This is a genomic window from Anabaena cylindrica UHCC 0172 (assembly GCF_034931625.1).
GTDB classification, from domain to species: Bacteria; Cyanobacteriota; Cyanobacteriia; order Cyanobacteriales; family Nostocaceae; genus Anabaena; species Anabaena cylindrica_A.
Genome location: NZ_JAYGGY010000014.1, coordinates 1 through 24181, shown reverse-complemented (window position 1 = coordinate 24181; position 24181 = coordinate 1). Strand labels below are relative to the sequence as shown.

Here is a 24181-nt window from a genome sequence, read left to right as displayed (position 1 = left end):
AGCATGACTGCAATTACAACCAGTGAACATCACGAAGCTGGACACGAAGAACATCAAGATTTGCGAGTTTGGGGACTATTGACTTTTCTGGTTTCTGAATCTTTGATGTTTGGTGGATTTTTTGCCACCTATTTATTTTTTCGGGGTACTACCGCTGTTTGGCCACCAGAAGGAACAGAAGTAGAATTATTTATCCCGACAATTAACACTATCATTCTGGTTTCTAGTAGTTTTGTCATTCACTTTGGTGATATGGCAATTAAAAGAAATAGTGTTGGTTGGATGCGGTTTTGGTATTTCATTACCGCAATTATGGGGGCAGTTTTCTTAGCCGGTCAGGTTTATGAATACATGAATTTGGGATATGGTCTGACCACCAATATTTTCGCCAATTGCTTTTATCTCATGACCGGTTTCCACGGTTTACACGTCTTCATTGGACTCTTGTTAATCTTGGGTGTATTATGGCGTTCTTTGCGTCGTGGTCATTATTCTGACACCAAACACACTGGCATCGAAATGGCAGAAATTTACTGGCACTTCGTTGATATCATTTGGATTGTTCTCTTCACCTTAGTTTACATTCTTAACGCTTTGTAAATTGGTAATGGGTAATGGGTAATTATACACCTTTTACCTTTTACCTGATCTATAGATCATTCACAATTGTGAAAACAGCATCCAATCACATCCTGTAAATCCTTAAATCCTGGATATCCTGATTCTGACAATTAGCCGTAATTCTGCTAAAATTGTAAGTTTATAAAGGAACTCCTGATTAATCAAAAATCTGTGATGCTTGTAAATTGAGATTATTAAATTGTGGAGATATAACTAAATCATCACCAGAAAAAATCCCAACTTCATTATAAATTTCATTGCTGAATTCTAAAACTAATATACTTTTGGTTTGTGGGTCAATAATCCAATATTCAGGAATACCACAATCTTGATACTGTAAACGCTTGGCGATGAAATCTCTATCTCTTTGTAATTCCCCAGGGCTAACAACTTCAACAACTAACAAAGGTGGTGACATTGACAGGCGAATCGTGTTACGGTTTGCTAATTGTTGAATATGTTCTTCTCGAATAATAGTCAGATCAGGATAACGGTTTCTCGGTTCTCCTCTTACTTCCAATTCCAAACCATGTCCCCGAACTCGATCAATGCCTATTAACAATGCAAAAATGAGAAAAAGACGATTAGCAATCTGCACATTAATCCCTGATTCTGGCGGCATTTCAATTAACTCTCCATTAAACAATTCATAAAGTTTATCTGTGCCATCATCATAAGATAAATATTCTTCAAAACTTGCAAATCTGTGTTTAGTTTGTACCATGACATTTACTCCATGATTACTTATGGTTTAATTTTAACATTATTTATAAGTATTAAAACATCATCCAATCACATCCTGTAAATCCTTAAATCATGGATATCATGTATCCCTAACGGGAGGCGTAAGCCATTTCTGACAATTAGCCGCAATTCTGCTATAATTATAATCACTTCAATGTAATCGGTGACAGCATAATGATTACCACTGTTGACCGTCGTTATAGTTTAGATGAATAATCTTACGTTGATATAATAAATATTTGAGTCTGCATCAATTAGTTTTTCTTCTCACGTAAAATCGAAAATACCCAAGCCAAGAGAATAGATTAACAGCAACTAACAAACCTGCGCCTAAATAAGCTTGAATACTAGAAAATAAATAAATTGTCGCCCCTAAAACCAATAGAATTTCTACCAAAGCCGCAATGCGTCCATAATGATTTACATCCCAATAAGAAACAGGACTAATAAAACGATAATTACTGAAAGGGAAAAAGTGACGATGAGCATCATTGTTATGAACTGGTAAATCTAACAAAGAATGCAACACCATACTTATAAAACCTACCTCAATTACTTGCCAATTCTCGATATGGGCAATTAATAAACCCAGCAATGCTAAAGGAATTGAATGAAACGTACTGACAATAAATTGCCAAAAAGGTTGATAATAAACCTCAGACCAAATTTGGCGTTCTGGCAAACGGTAAACAAACTTCATCAAGAAGTAGAACACAAAGATGGGAATATCTGGAAGGACTGCACCGATAATAATCGCTGGAGTAGCCTGAGTTCGTAATTGTTGATTAAAAATTACCAGATTGAGAATTGCGTGACTGGGGGTATTCATTGCCAGATATCGGTGCAAGATGTATAGTTAAACATTGTTTCGGAGCAACCAGAAATGTTTCAATTACCTACTAATCTGCCTAATTTGCCCGAAATCATTGACGATTTACCAAATATATCTGGTTGGGAAACGGAAGTTCTTTCTGTAGTCAACCATAATCAGCCTGTATTTTTACCCACAACTAATATTAAATTAGCAGATGTAAATGCAGTATTTGCGATCGCACTCCATATGCACCAGCCCACTATACCAGCTGGACAGAATGGTTCACTCATCAGCAATCTGCAATATATGTTTGAACATCAACAGGAAGGAGACAACCACAATGCAGCCCCTTTTGCTTATTGTTACAGCCGTATAGGTGATTTCATCCCTGAACTAGTCAATCAAGGTTGCAACCCCCGTGTGATGTTAGATTACTCCGGAAATCTGTTGTGGGGACTCCGACAAATGGGAAGAAGCGACATCCTCGACAATCTTAAACGTATCACGTGCGATCGCACCTATCAGCCTTATGTAGAATGGTTAGGAACGATGTGGAGTCACGCTGTCATTCCTTCCACACCCATACCAGATATTAAACTGCACATCATCGCTTGGCAACAACATTTTGCCGCAATTTTTGGTTGGGAAGCACTAGCGCGAGTCAAAGGATTTTCACCCCCAGAAATGCACCTCCCCAATCACCCCGACACCCTCTTTGCATTTATCAAAGCCCTCAAAGAATGTGGATACCTTTGGTTATTAGTGCAAGAACACACCATAGAAACAATTAATGGTGAATCAATCACCCAAAAACATTTACCACATCGTTTAATTGCTCGCAATTCCCAAGGAGAAACAATTAGTATTACCGCCTTGATTAAAACCCAAGGTTCCGATACAAAACTAGTCGCTCAAATGCAGCCATACTACGAAGCAAAAACATTAAGCAAACAACAATTAGGTAATTTTCTAGTACCACCTATTGTTAGTCAAATTGGTGATGGTGAAAACGGTGGCGTGATGATGAATGAATTTCCCAGTGGTTTCAAACAAGCTTGGGGCGATATGTTGCAAAATGGCGGAGGAAAAACCGGAGTAGTCGGTGTTTGTGGTACAGAATATTTAGAATTACTAGAAGCCGCTGGTTGTCAACCTGAAGACTTTCCCCAATGTCAACCAGTAGGACAGCATCAAATTTGGCAACAGATTGAACCAACTAATTCTCACCCAGATGCTGTCGAAAATGCCATTCAAGAAATCAAAAAAAATAACCCCAACTTTCATATTGATGGGGCATCATGGACTAATCATATTAGTTGGGTACAAGGATACGAAAATGTTTTATCGCCCATGTATGAATTAAGCAGTTTATTTCATCAAAAATTTGATCAATTGTTGTCTAATAACTCAGATGAACCTGTAACTAGACAACTTCACTATCGCCAAGTTTTATTACATAACCTGTTACTACAAACAAGTTGTTTTCGATATTGGGGACAAGGTGCTTGGACTGATTACGCACGGGATATATACCAACGTGGCGAAAATTTACTTTAACACCAATTAAATTGAATTCTGTTTCAACTGACGACGGCGTAATAAAGCGAGTCCAGCAACTGCACCTAACCCAAGTATAGTTGTTGGTTCAGGTACAGAGGTTCTAGCTATTACCTTAAAATCAGGGCCACTATAGCTTGCTTTAGATGTTAATCTCAAACCACTTAATTCAGTAACTCCCAAATCTTGGAGACTAATACCCCAAGAACCTACATCTTGACTTCCCCCAATTTCTTTGGTGTCAATTTGGAAGCCAGCATAATTAGTGGGTTTTTTCGTTTCTGTAAGTTGTTTGAAGTTACCGATAATGTTCCCAGACATATCCAATGCTTGAATACCTAATGTACTATTCTGACCACGTTCCCAAAAAAACAGGTTATCCAACCCTGAATTATCTTTGAAAATTTTGCTATCAAAGAAAACATCAATTATGAAAGAACCGTCATCTTCTGTGTCAATGATGTTATTCAAGTTGTTATTACCCAAAAAAGCTGCAATAGCATTACCTGTAGGATCTTCGGCTGTTGCTAATGGTGAGTTTGCATTATCACCTTTATCGGTACTAGCTGCACCACTGTTAGAGTTTGTAGTGTTTTTAGGTGTATTGTATTTAATAACAGCCTTATTGACATAAGAGAAGTTATCAAATGTTTTTCCATTTTGAGTAATGGAGTTGAGGATGACATTACTCTTAGCATTAGTCTTCGTGACATTGCTGGTAAAACTTGCAGCTTCAGCGGAGTTAGCACCGGATAACACAGCACCGAAAAGCAAACTTAGAGAGATAAATACACTTTTAATTTTCATCAAATTTTCCTAGGTTTTTATAAGAGGGTGTTTTTTGCTTTTTTATTGGCAGTTAATTCTAATTCTAACTATCTCGGAAAATATAGGATTTGTAACCCGGAAATATGCGGGTATATTTTTTTCATTAATTGCAACCATAAAACATGAATTATTTCGTTTATTGATATGGGTTTTAAATTAGACAACAGTAGTATCCGGTAAAGATAGAAATGCGGAAAATACTGTTTACTTAGGTGTTTGAATATGAAGAAACCGTGAAAATATGCATAATACTAATGAATTAGACATTTCAGGAGTTATTATGGGAGAATAAAATGCTTATACTTACCGTGTTATTATCACGGTACTCATAGTAGCAGCCAGTATCTTTATCAAAAAAAGATATCTATAAATAGGAGTTGCTGATAGCGTAGCGTGGCGTAAGCCATAAAAGTCTTTTGGTTACGGCTAGGAGTCAGGATGAAGAATTAGAAGAAGAGAAGAATAGTCTTGCTTTTTAGTATTTTTGTAGTGAAAAAGTAACCAATATCAAGATCAACTCCGAGCAGGACTGACTATAAAGAAAGATGAAAGCAATCAAGATTAATACCCAACCAAATATGAAATTACAGCGGATTGCAGATCAATGATGTACAGAATCTAAATTCAAAGCCAGACACCAAGCCAGTTTTACTTCTGACTCCTGAATTCTGCTGTATCTGCCAAAACTGGTTTAAGAACAGGACAACTTCAAATAATTTATGATCTTACAGATGGGTGATTGAAATATTTACAATTAAATATTTGGTATATCATAATCATCTGAGATATTGTCATTAGTAGTAAATACACTCAACTCAAAATATCTATGCTAGTGTAGCAGGGATAAAATAACTATCCAGTCAAAAAGTTTAAAAAGCTCAGGAAGTAGGAATAATTCGTGAATTAGCCATACCACACTTTTGCCTTCTACTCACCTTTCCTTGCATATACTATCATGAATTGCTTAAATAACCCCAATATGCCTAAATAACTGAGTATAATGATTGTTTACTTTTCTAGTTCTGCCTTTGATCCCCATTTGATCCCCATTTCGATAAAATGACTAGGCATAACCCTAAAACTCAAAACCGCTTTTGACTGCGACGCATGATGAATCAACTGAACAACGGTTTTACGCTATTTCTAAGTCTGCTAGTCGAGGCGATGCCTTTTTTACTGCTGGGAGTGTTATTCTCCAGTTTTCTGCTATTTTTTATTGATGAGCGTAAATTAGTAGAGAAAATGCCGACAAATCCTCTGCTGGGGGCTTTAGTAGGCAGCATGATTGGCTTTTTGTTTCCGGTGTGTGAGTGCGGTAATGTGCCGGTAGCACGGCGGTTATTGATGCAGGGAGTACCCACACCCGTAGCAATTGGCTTTCTATTAGCAGCACCGACAATTAACCCAATTGTGATTTGGGCAACTTGGACAGCATTTCGAGATCAACCAGAAATAGTAGTGTTAAGAGTTGTATTGTCTTTAGCGATCGCTACTATTATCGGTTTTATCTTCAGTTTTCAGCAGGACTTAAGTCCTTTTGTGCAACCGACTATCGCTCGTTATCTCAAATATAATCCACCTGCTAAACAAGACACTAAACGTAAGGGCAGGCGTTACCAAGTACCAGCAAACGCAACTGCTAATACCCTTTTGCAATCAGGAACTTATATTCTGGGCGGTAAAGCAGGTATATCCACTAGGATCAGTGATAATTTAATCCAGGCAACTCTTTCAACTTCTAGCGTCAATAAACCTCTTGCAGATAAACTCCGTCTCGTATTGGATAATATAGTCCAAGAATTGCGGGAACTAGGAGGCGTGATGGTATTAGGAAGCGCTATTGCTGCTTCTATTCAAGTTCTAGCGCCCCGTGAACTCATCCTCAGTTTAGGTGCTGGGCCAATCACCTCAATCCTAGCCATGTTGGTTTTAGCAGCAGTAGTATCAATCTGTTCTACAGTCGATTCTTTCTTTGCACTATCTTTTGCCTCAACTTTTACCAGTGGTTCTTTGTTAGCATTTTTGGTATTTGGCCCCATGATTGACATCAAAGGTGTTGGTTTGATGTTATCAATTTTCAAACCTAGAGCTTTATTTTATCTATTTGCTTTAGCCGGACTATTGACATTTTTCTTGACTTTACTTTTGAATCTGCACGTTATGTAAGGGTTGGCATTAATTATATCCACTGTATTTACTCTTGAGTATTTTGTTAAAAAAACTGACTAATAAACAATGGCTTCAATCCAAAGTTCAAAATCCAAAATTAAAAATCAATTGATCCCTTGGCTAGATGTACTAGCAATTACAGCTTGGGGAATCTTGATGCTGAAATATTGGCTCACAAGTAAACTCAATCTGTTGATTCACCCCGATTATTTTTGGTTAGTAATTATGGGTGCTGTCGGTTTACTAATTGTTGGGTTTTCCAAAGGGAGGCAACTTTGGAAACGCCGTCGTCGTTATGAAGCACCTACGAATAATGATCAGCATATAAATTTATTTCCCCCTGGTTGGGGTAGTGGTTTGCTGCTAACCACAGCGATTTTAGGATTTATAATTACTCCTCGTGTTTTTACTAGTCAAACAGCACTAGATCGAGGTGTAACTGAGTTACTTGGAGCCACACGCTCCCAACCACAAGCCTTTCGCGCTACCGTTCGTCCAGAGGAGCGATCGCTCATAGACTGGGTACGCATCCTCAATGTCTATCCCGAACCAGACGCATACACAGGACAAAAAGTGAAAGTCCAGGGATTTGTGATCCATCCCCCAGAATTAGATAAAGACTTTTTGTTATTAGCAAGATTCGTGATCACTTGTTGTGCCGCAGATGCTTATCCAGCAGGTTTACCCGTTCAACTTCCAGATAATCGTGATCAATATCCACCAGATATGTGGCTAGAAGTAGAAGGACAGATGATCACAGAAAATGTAGCAAATAAACGCCAACTGACCATCAAGGCTACCTCCCTCAAAAAAATTCCCCAACCAAAGAATCCTTATAGTTATTAGGGAACTCTCAATAGGGAACAGGTGCAGGAAGAGTTTTTGCCAATGCCCAATGACCAATGCCCAACTACCAATGACTCAATCCCATAAATTTATTCAACCACTAGATCGATTAGCGATCGCGCTCATGCTCATCTTGAGCTTGCTCATAGGGTTAGTCATCTGGCAAGGTGACGCAGTTAAGCCCATAGTTAGGAATTTTAACTGGCAAAATCAACAAATTGGTGCAGAAGATATCTCATTTACCCTGACTTTTAGCCGTCCAATGGACACTAAAAGCGTAGAGGATAATTTAAAAATTGATCCACCTCTAGCAGGTAAAATCAGTTGGGCTGGAAGACGGCTGGTTTACACACTCATAACACCAGCACCCTACGGCACAAATTATCAAATTTTATTGCAAGGAGCCAGAGATAAATTCTCAGAAGCAGAAGGAAAAAAGCGAGAAATTCAGCCTTTTACAGGAACTTTTAGTACTCGCAATCGCGCCTTACTTTACATAGGAGCTAATCAACAAGAACAAGGAAAATTAGTACTCTACAACCTAACTCAAGAGCAAAAGAAAGTACTTACCCCCCCAGACATAGTTGTCATGGATTTCGAGCCATTTCCCAATGGAGAAAAAATCTTATTCTCTGCTCGCTCTGCCAAAAATCCAGACTTACTCTCAGCCCAACTATATACAGTGACAACAGGCATTGCCAGCCAAATTGATGAACAACCAGAACCAGCGGGCAAACTTGACTTGATTGTAGATAATAAAGACTATCAAAACCTGAAATTTGATTTATCCCCTGATGGACAAACAATAGTTGTTCAACGAGGCAAAAAAGATAATCCAGGAGATTTTGGCCTGTGGTATCTTCCAGCAACCACCGATACTTATGGAAACCAACCAACTCCAAAACGCTTGGAAAGCCAACCCGGTGGAGACTTTCTCATCACACCAGATAGTAAAGCTGTAGCAGTTGCTCAAGGACAAGGAACAGCAATTTTATCTCTCGAAGGAGATGCCACTAAACCACTAGATTTTTTACCACAATTTGGACTAGTCCAAGCTTTCGCCAAGGATGGTTCACAAGCCGTAATGGTCAAATTTAATACGGACTATACGCGAGATTTATTCCTAGTCACCAATCAAGGTGTACAGAAACAATTATTAAAAACAACAGGCTCAATTCTCGGCTGTGATTTTGATCCTGCCTCACCCACTCTCTACTGCTTGCTTACACAGCTAGTATCACAAGAACAATACATAGAACAGCCTTATTTAGTGGCGATTAATCTGAAAACTGAGCAGCAGAAACCGCTATTGATGCTACCACCAGCCCAACGAAATGTGCAAATGAGTTTAGCACCTGACGGTTTGGGTATATTGTTCGACCAAGTAGTAGCAGTACAAAATACTACGACACCATTAACTTCATTACCCGCCAATACTTTAAAAACTGATGATGGAGAGCCGATTGCTACTAGTAGTCTGTGGTTAATGCCTCTGCTACCAATCACTGATGCAGACAACATCGAAATCAAGCCAGAACAACTACCTTTAGTTGGTTTTCATCCCCACTGGCTACCTTGATCAATAATATGGGGTGCAGGGCAGGAAAATAAATTCTTTCTCCTGACTCCTAACTCTATTTTTTTAATGTAAAATTTAATACTTTAATTCTAGAAAATTTCTGCCTTTCTCTACCTAATTGTAGTATCTGAGTGGAGAGCGCTGGGGGCATAATAATTTTTAGCAAATTAATATAACTTTTAACCAACGTCAAGTAGGTTCACACCCTCTAACACTTGGGGAGAAAAAGACTACATCATACAGAAAGTTGACGCACAAGAAACTGACAATGTTATAACGGCGTTATCAGCGTCAATTTTAAATGCACAATGAGGATACTCTCTAATGACTAGTACATACAGTCAGGTACAAATAGCTAGACAGTTAAAAATAGACAAAAAAATTCAATTCTATGAGCATTCAAGCTTTCTGGCTTTTGCTTATAGCCTAGCTACCTGATAGTACTAGCCACTCATGCTGAAAGAGAGTTAAACTTGGCTTCTAGAGGAAATCCTGAATTTAACGCAGTTGATCAGCAATGTTGTCATAAACACTACTGAATACTTTTAAGCAGGTGGGTCAAGAGTGATGAATATAGCTGACACCTCAAACAACGGCACTGTGATTGAACCCCTAAATTCTGCAAATTCGCCATCATCAGATCTGGCGAGTTGTCCTTTTTACTCAGTTGTCCATGATGAAAATATGGCCGTGACTAATTTACCACTCCTGAACCCAGCCGCAGAACAGCAGTATGAACCCGTAGTCAATACTCAAAAAGACTGGGTTGCAGAACCTGATAGTGAGAAACAAGCAGTTGTAGACTCTGAATTTCATAAATTACTGACGCTGAATCAAGAATTAAGCACAGCTAATGGTGACTTGTACTCTCAAGTAGAACAGTTAAAACACGAATTAACTGAAGCAGAAAAGATTTTGCAATGGCAAAAAAAACGCTCCAGCGTTACAGATTCGATGCTAAATCAACAAACTCAGGAACTCTCAGCTGCACAAGAGCAAATCCAGTCCCTATTTGAACAGTTAGAAACGGCTGTACAAACTGTTCAAAGTCAAGAAATTTTCATCGAAACTCATAAAGCACATTTACAAATTAGCCAGCAACGCCTAGCTCAATTAGAACGCCAGTGTTCACTGCTGCAAACTAACTACAGTGAACAGTCTCAGCAGCTATTGCACTCAGAAAATACTTGTCGGGAGTTGCGAACTAGATTGATGCGCCAACAACGTCAAACTCTTCAATTTAAAGCGGCTCTAGAAAAATGTTTGGATACATCTGTTCCTAACTATGACACCCTAGAGGATAAAGCCCATCATCCCCATGACGTAACTGGTGGACACACAAGATTCTCTAGAAAAGCGCGATCACTATTCCCCAATGCCCAGCCCATTAAACCTTGGTCAGCAGAATCAGATTTTGTGAGTGATACCTGCGGGAGTTTACACCAACACGTAGAACACCAACACGCAGATAGTTCTTGGGTGGAACCGTTAACGCCATGCTCACGAGAAAAAAATTATTCTGCACCAACATCTGTATCTTCTGAAAACTACTCAGATGATGAATATATCTTCACACCTTCAGAAATAGCTGCCTCTTTAGAAGATAGTGAATCTGTAAATACATCAGAAACTGTTTCTAATTCTTCCAACATAGACCAGCAGTTGGAGAGTCTGATTCAAATGTTTTTTACCTCTGTGCCTACATCAGAGAATGAGCAAATTAATCAAGCTGATGCGCCTATCTCAGAAACGTTAGCATCTATTACAGAGAATTCTGAAAAAGCAAAAATTACAATAGAACAAGATTTAGAGACGGATATTATTAATACGGCTGCTACCTACAATGCAGGCGTGGACGATTCTCTCATCTCTGTCTCTAATGATCCATTAATAAGTCCCACTTCTCCACACCAAGAGACGAATGCTGTAGAAATTGAGGACTATTGGTCAGATGTCTCACCATCTACAAAATCGAAATTACCAAAGCACAATTTTTCCACAGAACCATTGGGTGAATATCCCCAAGATAATAAATCACCTTCCCCGTTGATTTATCCCCAGCGTCCACCCAAGGGACGCAAGTCATTAGCATCTGTGGAATTACCAAATTTTCGTACCAAGGGTAATGAGTCAAAGACCAAAGATAAAGAATAGGACTCAGAACTCAGAACTCGGTACTCAGAACTCGGTACTCAGAACTCGGTACTCAGAACTCGGTACTCAGAACTCAGAACTCAGAACTCAGAACTCAGAACTCGGTACTCAGGACTCGGTACTCGGTACTCGGTACTCAGAACTCGGTACTCAGAACTCAGAACTCAGCACTCAGGACTAGTTTGAGTTACTGCTTTTGGGTTAACTTTGACTACCTGATTGTGCCATAGTGGTTTGCCGGTAGAAATTGCATAATTAATTGTTAACAACTTTAACCACAGTCCGGGATAACGGTGTTCTAGCCAAGATTGATTCGATTTGAGGAAACTAGCGAACCATTTGCTTAAAAAAGTACTGACTAGGGCGTGACGACAGAAGCTGACATAATTACCCAACCATCTCAGCAAATCTTTAAGCCCAGCCATTTGCCAAATCCATACTAGCAATGCTGGATTTTTCCTTGCTGCTTTCAGGGCTAGACGGTTAAAGGTTAACCAATCACAGCGATCTTTAATGAAATTATCTGCCACTTCTGGGGGTTCGTCTGCTAATAAGCCAAAGAAGGTATTGAGCATAGAATTCACCCTTTGGGGAGGGATAAATTTCCCTGTGGGAACCATCATGCCTTTAGAAAATAGCCAGGTGACAGCAACGTTACTTTGGTAGGCACGGATTTGGTTTAAGTGCTGGAAACTCAATAAGTCATGTTTGAGGGCTGTATTTAATAGAGTGGTTAAACGCTCCAAATTGCGAACTAGGGAACCAAATCCGGTGAATATTAGAGGTGACTGGAGTGAGGCAGCATCACCAATTGCAATTAATCTATCAAAAGCAATTGTGCGATCGCTACTACTAACACTAAAATGCCCCGGTATATAACCAAAAGTCGGCTTTTTCCACACCAGTTTATCCATATCACAGCGACGATACTCTGGCAAAATCGTGAAAAAATCCTCATACATCTCCAGCAAAGAACCAGGATTTTTCCCATTCACCTCATGATAATGAAATAGATAAATCGTTAGTTCTTCCCCAACTCCAGGAAACAACTCCCAAATCAACTGTCTACCCCTAGAAATATCCCCATGACTATAGAGAACATCTCCATAATCAGAATCCCAGACTCCCGGCTCAAATCCCTTCTCAATTACTGCTCCCACCGTTGGACAAACACTATCAAAAGCCCTACCACCATTTAATTGCCAAGCAATAGGTGAAGCAGTTCCCATCGCATCTATCAGCAATCTTCCACTCACTTGTTTTTCATTGCCACTAAGCAAATGCTTGACACTCAAGACAACTTGTGTTTTACTCACATCTGCTCGGATAAACTCCGTTTCATCCCAGATTTCACCACCCGCAGCTTGTAGTTTTTGTCCGCATATTTGCAGTAATTTTTCAGAATCTAGAGCTATATTCAGCACAGTAGGCGTGTGTAAAATTGGTGCTTTGAGGTGAGAGGGATTATTGCCATCAAAAAATTTATTGAAGCCGTCTTTGTACTCTTTGGCAATAATTGTTTCCAACTCAGCATTTGTCAGCAAACCCAAATTAACCAAACATTGGATTTCATCACGGGAAATATTCCATTCCCGATTCATTCTGCCAAAAGGTAAACGTTCCACCAACAAGACTTTATAGCCCAACTTAGCCATTAAAGCTGCATGAATTGAACCTAAAGCCCCACCAATGTAAATGAGGTCATACTGGGGATTGGGCTTTCCTTCTTCCTTGTTTTCTACAGAAAACACCACCTGACGGGGCTGCTGAGGATTTCTCACCCCTTCTCGCCAACGTTGCTCCCACCAGTAAGCACGCTTGAGGTCATATTCCCCATTAGGCATTTTCTGAAAGTACTTGACAGTTAGGGGATAATAAGGTTCTAGCTCTGCGAAAATCGACTTTTGGAAATCAATTTCTGGTAGTTCTGGATAACTATGGGGGAAGTGGCTGCGGATTTCTGTGGTTAGACGTTGGAGAATTTGCTCCTCATTGGCAAAGGGTTTCTTAGCCCAACGGAATACCTTGAGATAAGTAGTATGCTGTACCGACCAGACAAACACAGACAGTTCATCCGGCAAACCTTCCTCAACAGAGACAACAGGGCTTCTCAGACGAAAACCATCTGCTGTCAGCAACTTTTCCCCATTCCCCGGTGCAAAATCTACCTGTAGCCAGTTGCGTACAGCCGCAGTGTCAGTTGTCGGAATTTCTAAGTAAAGAATCTCTTTCATATTTCGGCTGATATCTCCCATCGATCTACTCACTACGAAAGATTTGACAAAGAGAGGAAGTGCGTTAGACTCCCCCCTATCACTTGCATCACCATTAAATTAAGAAATTTTAATAGGTTGTTAAATTTATTAATCATTTTAGAACTTCTGTAAACTCATACCATGAATTATCCTATCCCAGACAGTCCCCAAGAAATTTTTGCACTTCGACAACAGCCAGTTGATGAAGAACTGGTAGCAGCCGTAATTGCCGGAGTGGTTCAACTTGTTCGCGCTCAAGGTCAATCTTTAGAAGAATTAACTGCCCAGGTGTTAGCAGATGACACTATGTTAGATAGACAACAACGACGTTGGCTCAGTAAGTTAGTAGCCCAAGCGTGGGATAGTTTCCCCTAATCCTCCTTTGGCATTCTACCTTGTATAGACTAGTACCATAGGGCAAAATTAAAAAGCAGTCTATTACTTTTGGAAATAGTTCAGAAAGCTGTACAGCAATCTGAGGAATAACTATCCTCAGCAGTTCTAGAATTAAAATTAACTTTGTTCTCTAATTTTTACCCAATACGTGACTACTACACCCCTTTCTCCAAATTTCTCACAAACCGCTTCAGTACCTGATACCCTGGGACGTTTTGGTCGCTTCGGTGGCAAGTACGTTCCGGAAACTTTGATGCCCGCTTTAGCTGAACTAGAAAAAGCTTATCAGCAATATCGTAACGAACCGGGTTTTCAGGCAGAATTACAAGGTTTACTGCGCGATTATGTAGGACGTGCCACACCGTTATATTTTGCTGAACGCCTCACTAGTCATTATGCCCGTCCTGATGGAACAGGGGTACAAATTTATTTAAAACGTGAAGATTTAAATCACACTGGCGCACATAAAATTAATAATGCTCTTGGTCAAGTGTTATTAGCCAAGCGCATGGGTAAACAGCGAATTATTGCGGAAACAGGTGCAGGACAACATGGCGTAGCGACGGCAACTGTTTGCGCTCGTTTTGGTTTAGAATGCGTGATTTATATGGGTGTTCATGATATGGAACGCCAAGCTTTAAATGTGTTCAGAATGCGGCTGATGGGGGCTGAAGTTCGTCCTGTGTCTGCGGGTACGGGAACTCTCAAAGATGCCACTTCTGAAGCCATCCGCGACTGGGTAACGAATGTGGAAACTACTCATTACATCCTTGGTTCTGTGGCTGGTCCCCATCCATACCCGATGATGGTACGGGATTTTCATGCTGTGATTGGTGAAGAAACTCGCGCCCAAGCGATGGAAAAATGGGGCGGTTTACCTGATATTTTGATGGCTTGTGTGGGTGGTGGTTCTAATGCAATGGGACTATTTCACGAATTTGTGAAGGAGCCATCTGTGCGTTTAATTGGTGTGGAAGCAGCGGGAGAAGGTGTGAATACTGGTAAACACGCAGCTACTTTGACAAAAGGACAAGTTGGTGTTCTGCACGGTTCGATGAGTTATCTTTTGCAAGATGATGATGGCCAAGTTATTGAACCTCATTCGATTAGTGCGGGGTTAGATTATCCTGGTGTGGGGCCAGAACACAGCTATATGAAAGATATTGGACGGGCTGAATATTACAGTGTGACTGATGCTGAGGCTTTGGATGCCTTTCAGAGGTTGTCGAAGCTAGAGGGAATTATACCTGCTTTGGAAACTTCTCATGCGATCGCTTATCTAGAAACTTTGTGTCCCCAACTTTCTGGTAGTCCCCGAATTATCATCAACTGTTCTGGACGAGGTGATAAAGATGTGCAAACTGCCGCTAAGTTCTTAATTCAATGAGTACAATCGTACTGTTAATACTGCTGTCATAGAAACATCTGTTTTCCAGAAAATCAATCAGTACCAGGCTTCCCAAAATTTACCTGCACTGAATCGTAATTCTAAGATTGACAATCAAGCCATCATAGTCAAAACATGACTAGTGGTAAAGTCGGCTTAAAAGTACAGGAAATTTGACCAACATCAGAGGTGATCAGCAATAGCTGTTGACTAATTTTAGTATCCATGACATCTGTGAGTGGATACTATTTTTTATAGATTTTTTTTGATTAATAATGTAGTGTCAAGAACATTTAATCAGGTAAAGCATCTACTACTGACGCATACTGGATACCAGGATTTTAAAAAAGTCATGAAATTGGCAGATTTTCAGGGAAATAAAATGCCATCTTGATAACACTGAACTCAGAATTTTGGAAAATCAGGTAATTTCTCAGTTGATAAATACTTGATAGTATCCTGGTATTTATTCTGAAATCAGAAGATAGAGTATATGTCTCATAAATTCATACACTACCTAATTCTCTATGTTCCGACAAACTGCTTTTGGCATGGCTTTAAGTACGCTTGTCCTTGCTAGTGGGTTCATGACGGCTCCTATTACCGGTAATAGTTTTACCAAAAAAATCGCTCAAACTCAGCAGTCATTGAATATTTCTAGTCAGGCAGTTATTGCATCGAATCTTAATTCTCAAAATTCTATTCTAGAAAAATTAGTTTTTGAGCAAATTAATCAATACCGGGCTGCTCAAGGAATGCCAAAGTTAACTTTAAATGCAAAAATCTCTCAGCAAGCAAGAATTCACAGTCAAAATATGGCTAATGGTATAGTTAAGTTTAGTCATCATGGATTTGAACAGCGAGTTAAAGCCATACCACTTAGTTACAACAGTGCGGCAGAAAATGTAGCTTTTAACATCGGATATAGTAATCCCGCAAATCAAGCTGTGATTGGTTGGTTAAATAGTCCCGGACATTTAAAGAATATTCATGGACAATATAAACTTACAGGGGTTGGTGTAGCCACTAATGCTAAAGGTGAAGTCTACCTCACGCAAATATTTCTGAACACGAGATAGATTTTTTGACTGATTTTTTTGGCAAAATAACTAAATAATAATTTAGTGTCTGATAGGGTAATTTAACTGAAAGACACTATAATTTATTATTTCCGAGCAATTTATGACATTACACAATTTTCAAGTTTGCGATCGCGATTTGGATGCTACCACTCTTTCTCAATATTTAAAATCTGATGCTCTTGCTGTGGATACCGAGACTATGGGACTATTACCACAGCGCGATCGCTTGTGTCTCATCCAATTGTGCAACCCAGAGGGACAGGTAACAGCCATCCGCATCGCTCAAGGACAAACTGAAGCTCCTCACTTAAAACAACTTCTGGAAGCACCCCATGTCCTGAAAGTATTTCACTTTGCCCGGTTTGATGTCGCTACCTTGCGTCACAACTTAGGAATCCAGGTTCAACCTGTTTTTTGTACCAAAATTGCTAGTAAGTTAGCTCGTACATATACCAATCGTCACGGACTCAAAGATGTGGTGCAAGAATTGGAACAAGTAGAACTAGATAAAAGCTCTCAAAGTTCTGATTGGGGAAACGCCACTAATTTATCTGAAGCTCAACTCAGTTACGCCGCCAACGATGTCCGTTATTTACTGAGCATACAGCAAAAGCTCACCCAAATGCTACAACGAGAAGGGCGTTGGCAACTAGCACAAGAATGCTTCCAAGTTCTGCCAACAATAGTTTCCTTGGATTTGTTACAGTTCAAAGATTTATTTGAACACTGAGGAAATACAGCAGGAGTCAGGATTCAGAAAAAAGATAGATTCCTCCCCAATTCCCTAATTTCTCTGCTGGTTTTCTAAATGATTTTGTATCCAACAGTCAATTCACAAAAAATTCATACTGGCTTTATCTTTCTTGAGGGTGAAGAGTAACAAAATCTCTCTTTCGATGTATGCAAATTGATAAAAGCTGACCTTGTTATACTAAACACGGTTAGAAGATGGAATTCTGCACAATGAGGAAAAACCTATATGTGTAGGGGTTTAGTAGTGCTAAACTCCTACCGATACTCAATTACAGCTAATTTTTTCAGAAGATTTATTCTTAAATTTACATTTTCATAACCTTTCCTTAAATCAAATAAACACATTTCACTTTAGATAAAAATATATCAATTTTGCAAAGCAAAACATTCCCATAAAATTGGGAATAGTGTCCCTTTTTCATGTATTAAAAGTTATGCTCATAAAAATAAAATACGTTCAGAATCCTAGCTGGTTATTACTGAAACTGTGCAGATATGGCAAAATTTAAAAAGAATACGCACTCCGATTTTTTCAAATTTATTCTCACTCTCGATCCTTTATCTAAGCTTATTTTTGCAAATCTTGGACTTGCCAGCATCAGCATATTTGCAATCATCACTTGGAATGTAATCAATCGTTTATCAACTCCTCATCTAACTATTGCTGCTGGAGATAAAATGGGAGAAAGCTATATCATTAGCGAAGCTATACAAAAAGTAGTTGAACGTAGATCAAATATCAAAATTATAGTCAAAGCAACTAGTGGTACAACAAAAAATATCCAGATGTTATTAGAAGGAAATGCCCAATTAGTAACGGCACAAGCAGATGTAACTTCTCAAAAAATTGGTACTTTGTCTAGCGATAAACCTATATTTTTAAATTACCACAAAAAACCCACAGCTAAAACTGTATCTGTATTATATAGAGACCTATTTCAGTTAGTTGTCAAAGATCCTCAGATTAATCAATTCGTTCAACTCAAAGGTAAAAGAATCGCTGTAACTGCCAGTGGCGGGCAATATGAGTCTTTTCTCAAAATAGCAGAACATTATGGTTTAAGCCAAAAAGACTTTAAAATTACAGGCTTAGATAGTAGCGGTAAACCTATTAATGGTTACAACGATAATACCGCAGATCAAGACTTTAATGAAAACAAAGCAGATGCGGTATTCCGAGTTCGAGCCGCAGGCAATAAATCCATCTCTAATTTTGTCAACAATTATCAGGGAAAATTATTACCGATAACACAGGCAGAAGCAATGAAAATTAAACAACCTGCCTTTGAAACTGCTATTATTCCCCAAGGAGCATACAGAGGTAATCCTCCCATGCCGACTACTAACTTGCCTACAGTAGCAATATCAAGATTGTTATTAGCAAGCGATCAAGTAGATGATCGCATAATTAGAGAATTAACACAAATTATATATGAATATCGCCAAGAAATAGCTAACGAAATTTCTCAAGAACACGCTGAAGTTAAACCATTAATTGCTGATATTAATCGCCCCAGTAGCACTAATGGTATTGATGTCTCTTTGCATCCTGGTGCTTTGGACTTTTATGAACGGGATAAACCCACATTTGTCCAAGAGAATGCTGACTATATAGCTCTATTATTAACAGCTTTTCTAATTTTAGTTGAATGGATTAAACAACTAAAGTTATGGATTGAAAGGAGTAAAAAAGATGAAGCTGATGAGTACCTGAAGTTAGCTATTAACTTAATGAAAGAAGACCAATACAAGCTTGAAGATAGGCAGAAAATGCTTGATAAAACCTTCAATGAAGCAGCTAAAGCCTTGGTGGATGAAAAAATTTCCCAAGAATCATTCCGAACTTTTAACGAAGCCTACAAAAATACTAGAGAAGCTATAGAAAGAGATAGACAAGTTTCTCAATTAGTTATTGAACAGAAGCAGAGAGAAAATTCTGCTAAATATATTAAGATAGTAGTCAAATTATTGCAACATCGCCAGCAAAATAAGGATTTATTGCAACAAAAGCTAGATCAAATTCTTGAACAGGTAGTAGGCGATTTGGTGTCAGAAAATATATCCCAAGAATCATTCCGAACTTTTGTCGAAGCTTATAAAGCTACAAGAGATGCAATTGATCGCAAAAATTAAAGACACTTTTTTTATCTTTTTGAAATGCTATGTGTTAGCGTTGGCGTAGTCTCTCGTGGAGAAGCTTATGCCTGCCAACCATTTTGGTAATATTTTTGTTTAAATGGAATAAATATCTTTACTGATACGGCTGTTTAAGCGCGAGCAAAATCTAAGTGTACGATTGTAAATTTATACCAATCTTTTTTTGAAAAATACCAAAATCATACATTACCTATAGATTCTGTAAGCATTATTATAAAGTTTGGATAAACTTCAGGGAAAATTAAGTGTATATCTGTACTAGCGTATTATTCAACCTGAGCTAGGGTAGGAGCAATTACACTCTCAACAACATCTAGACTCATCTATCGCCACAGCAAATTGCCTAATCAAGTCATAGACTGCATTGCATTATGGATACGCTTCCCACGACTATTCCTAAAATTCTGGTTGTAGATGACGATTTCAGCGTCCGAAATCTCGTTTACCGTTTTCTCAGTCGAAAATATCAAATAGAGTCAGCAGCAGACGGTAAAACGGCGCTGGCGTTGTTTGACCAATTCAACCCAGCATTGGTAATTCTAGATTGGAATTTGCCAGATGCCAATGGCTACAAACTTTGTCAAGAAATGCAGAGTCGGACAAATGTTTTAGTTTTGATACTCACTAGCCGGAATGATGAAGCGGATAAAATTAGGGTTCTGGCAGCAGGTGCAGATGACTTCATGACTAAACCATTTAGCTTGGCAGAAGTAGAAGTCAGAGTGGAAGCACTTTTAAGACGCATTCGTTATATCCATCCTAGTCAATCACAACGCCTCATTTTTAAACAGTTAGCAATTAATCCAGAAGGTAGAGAAGTAACGCTGAATGATAAACCCTTGGCTTTAACTGCTTTAGAGTTTAATATCTTACATTTTTTAGCCAGCCATCCTGGTCAGGCTTGGAGTCGTCCCCAACTAATTCAAAAAATTTGGGGTTGTGACTATGTAGGAGATGGAAGAGTGGTGGATGTGCATATTGGTCAGCTGCGTAAAAAAATGGAAGCTGATTCTAGTATGCCGGAATTTATTAAAACGGTGCGTGGTTATGGTTACAAGTTTGAACCACCTGAAGGTAGCAAAATTTAAATTTCCAATTTCCCAAGCAACACATTAAAAGATTAATGCTGTTTTTGCTTAAAAAATTGGTTGAAAATCTGAGTTTACTAAGGACTTTTTTGAGGCTTGGCTAGATTATTCGTGTTAATTTAGGATTTTGTATACTTGAGAAGGTCATAAATTGCGTTTTTACATCTATGTGTCCCTTTTAAGCAAAAACTCAAATTGTGACTTTGCGAAGTATAGCTAAATCTGGTCAGGGAATTTGTGTCTACTCCAGCCTCATAGGAATTTTGGATTTTGGATTTTGTTGTGAGTTTCGACAAGCTTAACTACTGCGTCAGTCTAACGATTTTTGTTGAATTTTCCCTCATTAAGTTATTTTAGAAATATAAAATATAGGCTCACTAGAATTTTTGAATATTAATTAAATTAAAGAAGTTAATGAAAATCACGGTAATGAGTTTTAACCTCCGCTATGACAAACCAGATCCGGGGGTACGTCAGTGGGAAAAACGTGTAGGTGCGATCGCATCTTTAATCCAACATTATCAACCGGATTTACTGGGTACACAGGAGGGTAAATCTCACCAACTGCTTGATTTACAAGCTCTTTTACCTGAATATAAATTTGTGGGGGGCGATCGCACTGGGACAGGACAAGGTGAACATTGTGCAGTTTTCTACAATCCCCAACGTCTAAAGCTTCAACAAACCCAAGATTTTTATCTCAGCGATACCCCAGAAATCCCTGGTAGCATCACTTGGGGAACCCGTTTACCACGCATGGCCACTTGGGCCAATTTTGAAGTGAGTCATCCTGGAATTTCTTTAACTATCGTTAATACCCATTTAGATCACGAAAATGCTAAAGCCAGAGAGTTAGGTGCAGCGTTAATTAGTCAACGTTTAGGTGAATTTCCCTTAGAACACTACCTGTTGCTCACAGGGGATTTTAACGCCAATCCCAGCACCCTAGCGCGTCAGATTTTTCTCTCACCCCTAGCTAATGGTAAAAAATTACAAGATGCTTTAGCAACCCTTTCCTTAGAACAACAGAAAACCTTTCACAATTTTACAGGTAAAGCGTGGGATGCCATAGATACTATATATTGCGATCGCTCTTTCCAAATAGAACAAGTTATTATTGACCCTCAACAGAGGGAAGCAGTTTGGCCTTCTGATCATTTTCCGGTAATTGCGAAATTAACTGTCCAGTAATTTAATCAAGCTGATTTAACGGTTACTCCTAACTGCAAGTTTTACTAATTATCCGCGATTATCTACGGTAATGAAGGGGGAGATCGCACTGTGCTAATTGATTTATTTCTGGTATAACTATAACAGTCTGTATTAATTGTCACAGTATTTCTAGCTAAGTCTTAAAACCTTATCATCTTATGACTTTTAACGAAAATTCTAGGGTAAAACTGCCATCAGTTCTACATTTACAGCGATTAGGTTATCAATACTTATCGCTGAAAAATATAGTTTATAATCCAGAAAATAATATTTTTACGGATATTTTTAACCAAAGTATAACTCGTATTAATCCTCATATTGAAGAGGGTGATATTACTCGTCTATTAGAAGAAATTCGCTTTTTACTAGAAAATGAAGATTTAGGTAATGGTTTTTATGAAAGATTAATAGAACAGTCAGGAGATAAAATTATAGACTTTACCAATTTTGAGAATAATCATTTTCATGTTGTTACAGAATTAATATATCAAAATGGTGATGAAGAATTTCGCCCTGATATTACTATTTTAATTAATGGTATACCATTGGCTTTTATAGAGGTCAAAAAACCAAATAATCAAGAGGGAATAATTGCCGAAATTAAGCGAATTAATACCAGATTTACTAATAAAAAGTTGAGGAGATTTGCGAATATTACGCAGTTGATGATATTCTCTAATAATATGGAATATGATCATGAATCTATTGAACCAATAGCTGGGGCTTTTTATGCTGCTCCCTCCTATACAAACCATGATTTTAATTATTTTAGAGAAGAAGAAAATCTTGATTTATCATTAATTTTACAACCAGAAAATGAAGAAATAGAGAATTTTATTCTTCAAGATAATAATTTACAGAGTATTAAAAATAATGCTGAATTTATTACTAATAAATCTCCCCATACACCCACCAATAGATTATTAACTTCTTTATTCAGTAAAGAGCGATTAAAGTTTATTTTAAGGTATGCGATCGCTCATGTCAAGGAAGCCAGTGGTTGGCAAAAACATATTATGCGCTATCCTCAAATTTTTGCGACTAAAGCCATTGAGAAAAAATTAGACCAAGGTTTAAAAAGTGGGATTATTTGGCATACTCAAGGTAGTGGTAAAACCGCTTTAGCTTTTTATAATGTCAAGGTTTTAAAAGACTATTTCCGATCTAAAAAAATTATTCCTAAATTTTACTTTATTGTAGATCGTATTGATTTATTAGAACAGGCTAAAAAAGAATTTACCAGTCGTGGTTTAATTGTGCATACTATAGACTCTAAAAATTCTTTTGCTAATGATATTAAATCTACAAGTGTAATTCATAACTTTTCTGGCAAATCAGAAATCACAGTGGTGAATATCCAAAAATTTAAAGATGATCCTGATGTGATCAAAACTCAAGATTATGATGTGAATATTCAGCGTATTTATTTCTTAGATGAAGTTCATCGCAGTTATAACCCTAAAGGGAGTTTTTTAGCAAATCTGAGTCAATCTGATCAAAATGCCATTAAAATTGGTTTAACGGGAACTCCTCTATTGGGTGATGATTATAATTCCAAAATGCTATTTGGTGACTATATTCATAAATATTATTATAATGCTTCCATTGCTGATGGTTATACATTAAGACTAATTCGAGAAGAAATTGAAACCAGTTATAAACTGATTTTACAAAAAGCCTTAGATGAAATTGAAGTATTACAAGGAGATATTGATAAAAAGTTGGTATTTTCCCATGCACAATATGTAAAACCATTATTAGATTACATTATTCATGATTTTGAAAATAGTCGCATTAGGTTTGATGATCATTCAATTGGTGCAATGGTGATTTGTGATAGTGCAGAACAAGCCAAGAAACTATATGAAGTTTTTCAAGAAAAAATTAAATCTGCAACTAATGCACAAAATGAAAACAGTAAAAATCATGTAAAAACCGCAGCTTTAATTCTCCATGATATAGCCACAAAGGAAGAACGTAAAAATTGGATTGAAGAATTTAAAGAAGGTAAGATTGATCTGTTATTTGTTTACAATATGTTATTAACTGGGTTTGATGCTAAACGGTTGAAAAAACTTTATTTAGGAAGATTAATCAAACGACATAATTTATTACAAGCATTAACACGCGTCAACCGTCCTTATAAAAATTTTCGCTATGGGTTTGTAGTAGATTTTGCGGATATTCGCAAAGAATTTGATGCTACAAATAAGGCTTATTTCGATGAATTACAAGCAGAATTAGGAGATGAATTAGAACATTATTCTCATCTGTTTAAATCTAAAGAAGAAATTGAGGCAGAAATTGAAGAAATTAAAGATGTTTTATTTCCTTATGATACTGTGAACGCGGAAATTTTCTCTCAACAAATTACCCAAATACATGATAGAGAAACCATTTTAGCCGTCAAAAAATCATTAGAAAATGCCAAAAGTCTATATAATTTAATTCGCTTAACAGGAAATTATGAACTTTTAGAAAAGGTCTTAACGGGTGACAAGGGGGTTGAAGATGAGATGTGGCAATAATTTGAGAAAAT

18 protein-coding genes are annotated in these 24181 nt (G+C 38.0%); 14 read left to right on the top strand and 4 right to left on the bottom strand.

What is annotated here, in order from left to right:
* Positions 1–3: 3 nt before the first annotated feature.
* Complete coding sequence (locus VB713_RS06095) at positions 4–600, top strand: heme-copper oxidase subunit III (protein WP_323310685.1); 597 nt, start codon at positions 4–6, stop codon at positions 598–600.
* Positions 601–778: 178 nt separating this feature from the next.
* Here the strand turns inward: VB713_RS06095 and VB713_RS06090 are convergent, their stop codons facing one another.
* On the bottom strand, positions 779–1345 hold the full coding sequence (locus tag VB713_RS06090) for a Uma2 family endonuclease (RefSeq protein WP_323310684.1): 567 nt from the start codon (positions 1343–1345) through the stop codon (positions 779–781).
* A gap of 270 nt (positions 1346–1615) precedes the next feature.
* On the bottom strand, positions 1616–2194 hold the full coding sequence (locus VB713_RS06085) for a hypothetical protein (RefSeq protein ID WP_323310683.1): 579 nt from the start codon (positions 2192–2194) through the stop codon (positions 1616–1618).
* Positions 2195–2248: 54 nt separating this feature from the next.
* On the opposite strand from VB713_RS06085, the gene VB713_RS06080 reads away from it, so the two are divergent.
* Positions 2249–3736 (top strand): glycosyl hydrolase family 57, encoded by a 1488-nt coding sequence (locus tag VB713_RS06080; RefSeq protein ID WP_323310682.1) that lies wholly within the window; start codon positions 2249–2251, stop codon positions 3734–3736.
* Between the two features lie 6 nt (positions 3737–3742).
* On the opposite strand, the gene VB713_RS06075 is transcribed toward VB713_RS06080, so the two are convergent.
* Positions 3743–4543 carry an exosortase-dependent surface protein XDP2 gene (locus VB713_RS06075; RefSeq protein ID WP_323310681.1) on the bottom strand — a complete coding sequence of 267 codons (801 nt, stop codon included), beginning with the start codon at positions 4541–4543 and terminating at the stop codon, positions 3743–3745.
* Positions 4544–5674: 1131 nt separating this feature from the next.
* On the opposite strand from VB713_RS06075, the gene VB713_RS06070 reads away from it, so the two are divergent.
* From VB713_RS06070 to VB713_RS06055, 4 genes are all read left to right on the top strand, one after another.
* Positions 5675–6730: a permease gene (locus tag VB713_RS06070; RefSeq protein ID WP_323310726.1), complete on the top strand. Its 1056-nt coding sequence runs from the start codon at positions 5675–5677 to the stop codon at positions 6728–6730.
* 69 nt (positions 6731–6799) lie between these two features.
* Positions 6800–7579 carry a TIGR03943 family putative permease subunit gene (locus VB713_RS06065; protein WP_323310680.1) on the top strand — a complete coding sequence of 260 codons (780 nt, stop codon included), beginning with the start codon at positions 6800–6802 and terminating at the stop codon, positions 7577–7579.
* A gap of 70 nt (positions 7580–7649) precedes the next feature.
* Positions 7650–9158, top strand: a complete 1509-nt coding sequence (locus VB713_RS06060) for an Ig-like domain-containing protein (RefSeq protein WP_323310725.1) — start codon at positions 7650–7652, stop codon at positions 9156–9158.
* Positions 9159–9725: 567 nt separating this feature from the next.
* Positions 9726–11312, top strand: coding sequence for a hypothetical protein (locus tag VB713_RS06055; RefSeq protein WP_323310679.1), 1587 nt, complete (start codon positions 9726–9728; stop codon positions 11310–11312).
* Between the two features lie 164 nt (positions 11313–11476).
* Here the strand turns inward: VB713_RS06055 and VB713_RS06050 are convergent, their stop codons facing one another.
* Positions 11477–13546, bottom strand: a complete 2070-nt coding sequence (locus tag VB713_RS06050; protein ID WP_323310678.1) for a flavin-dependent dehydrogenase — start codon at positions 13544–13546, stop codon at positions 11477–11479.
* A 162-nt stretch (positions 13547–13708) separates the two neighbouring features.
* Between VB713_RS06050 and VB713_RS06045 the strand changes: the two genes are divergently transcribed.
* From VB713_RS06045 to VB713_RS06005, 8 genes are all read left to right on the top strand, one after another.
* Complete coding sequence (locus tag VB713_RS06045) at positions 13709–13942, top strand: hypothetical protein (protein WP_323310677.1); 234 nt, start codon at positions 13709–13711, stop codon at positions 13940–13942.
* A gap of 169 nt (positions 13943–14111) precedes the next feature.
* Complete coding sequence (gene trpB, locus VB713_RS06040; protein ID WP_323310676.1) at positions 14112–15350, top strand: tryptophan synthase subunit beta; 1239 nt, start codon at positions 14112–14114, stop codon at positions 15348–15350.
* Between the two features lie 527 nt (positions 15351–15877).
* Positions 15878–16429, top strand: a complete 552-nt coding sequence (locus tag VB713_RS06030) for a CAP domain-containing protein (RefSeq protein WP_323310675.1) — start codon at positions 15878–15880, stop codon at positions 16427–16429.
* Positions 16430–16532: 103 nt separating this feature from the next.
* Complete coding sequence (locus VB713_RS06025; RefSeq protein WP_323310674.1) at positions 16533–17162, top strand: ribonuclease D; 630 nt, start codon at positions 16533–16535, stop codon at positions 17160–17162.
* Between the two features lie 518 nt (positions 17163–17680).
* Complete coding sequence (locus tag VB713_RS06020; protein WP_323310673.1) at positions 17681–19318, top strand: TAXI family TRAP transporter solute-binding subunit; 1638 nt, start codon at positions 17681–17683, stop codon at positions 19316–19318.
* A gap of 395 nt (positions 19319–19713) precedes the next feature.
* Positions 19714–20430, top strand: coding sequence for a response regulator transcription factor (locus VB713_RS06015; RefSeq protein WP_323310672.1), 717 nt, complete (start codon positions 19714–19716; stop codon positions 20428–20430).
* A 429-nt stretch (positions 20431–20859) separates the two neighbouring features.
* Positions 20860–21621, top strand: coding sequence for an endonuclease/exonuclease/phosphatase family protein (locus tag VB713_RS06010; RefSeq protein WP_323310671.1), 762 nt, complete (start codon positions 20860–20862; stop codon positions 21619–21621).
* A gap of 179 nt (positions 21622–21800) precedes the next feature.
* Positions 21801–24170 (top strand): type I restriction endonuclease subunit R, encoded by a 2370-nt coding sequence (locus tag VB713_RS06005; RefSeq protein ID WP_323310670.1) that lies wholly within the window; start codon positions 21801–21803, stop codon positions 24168–24170.
* The last annotated feature ends 11 nt before the right edge of the window (positions 24171–24181 follow it).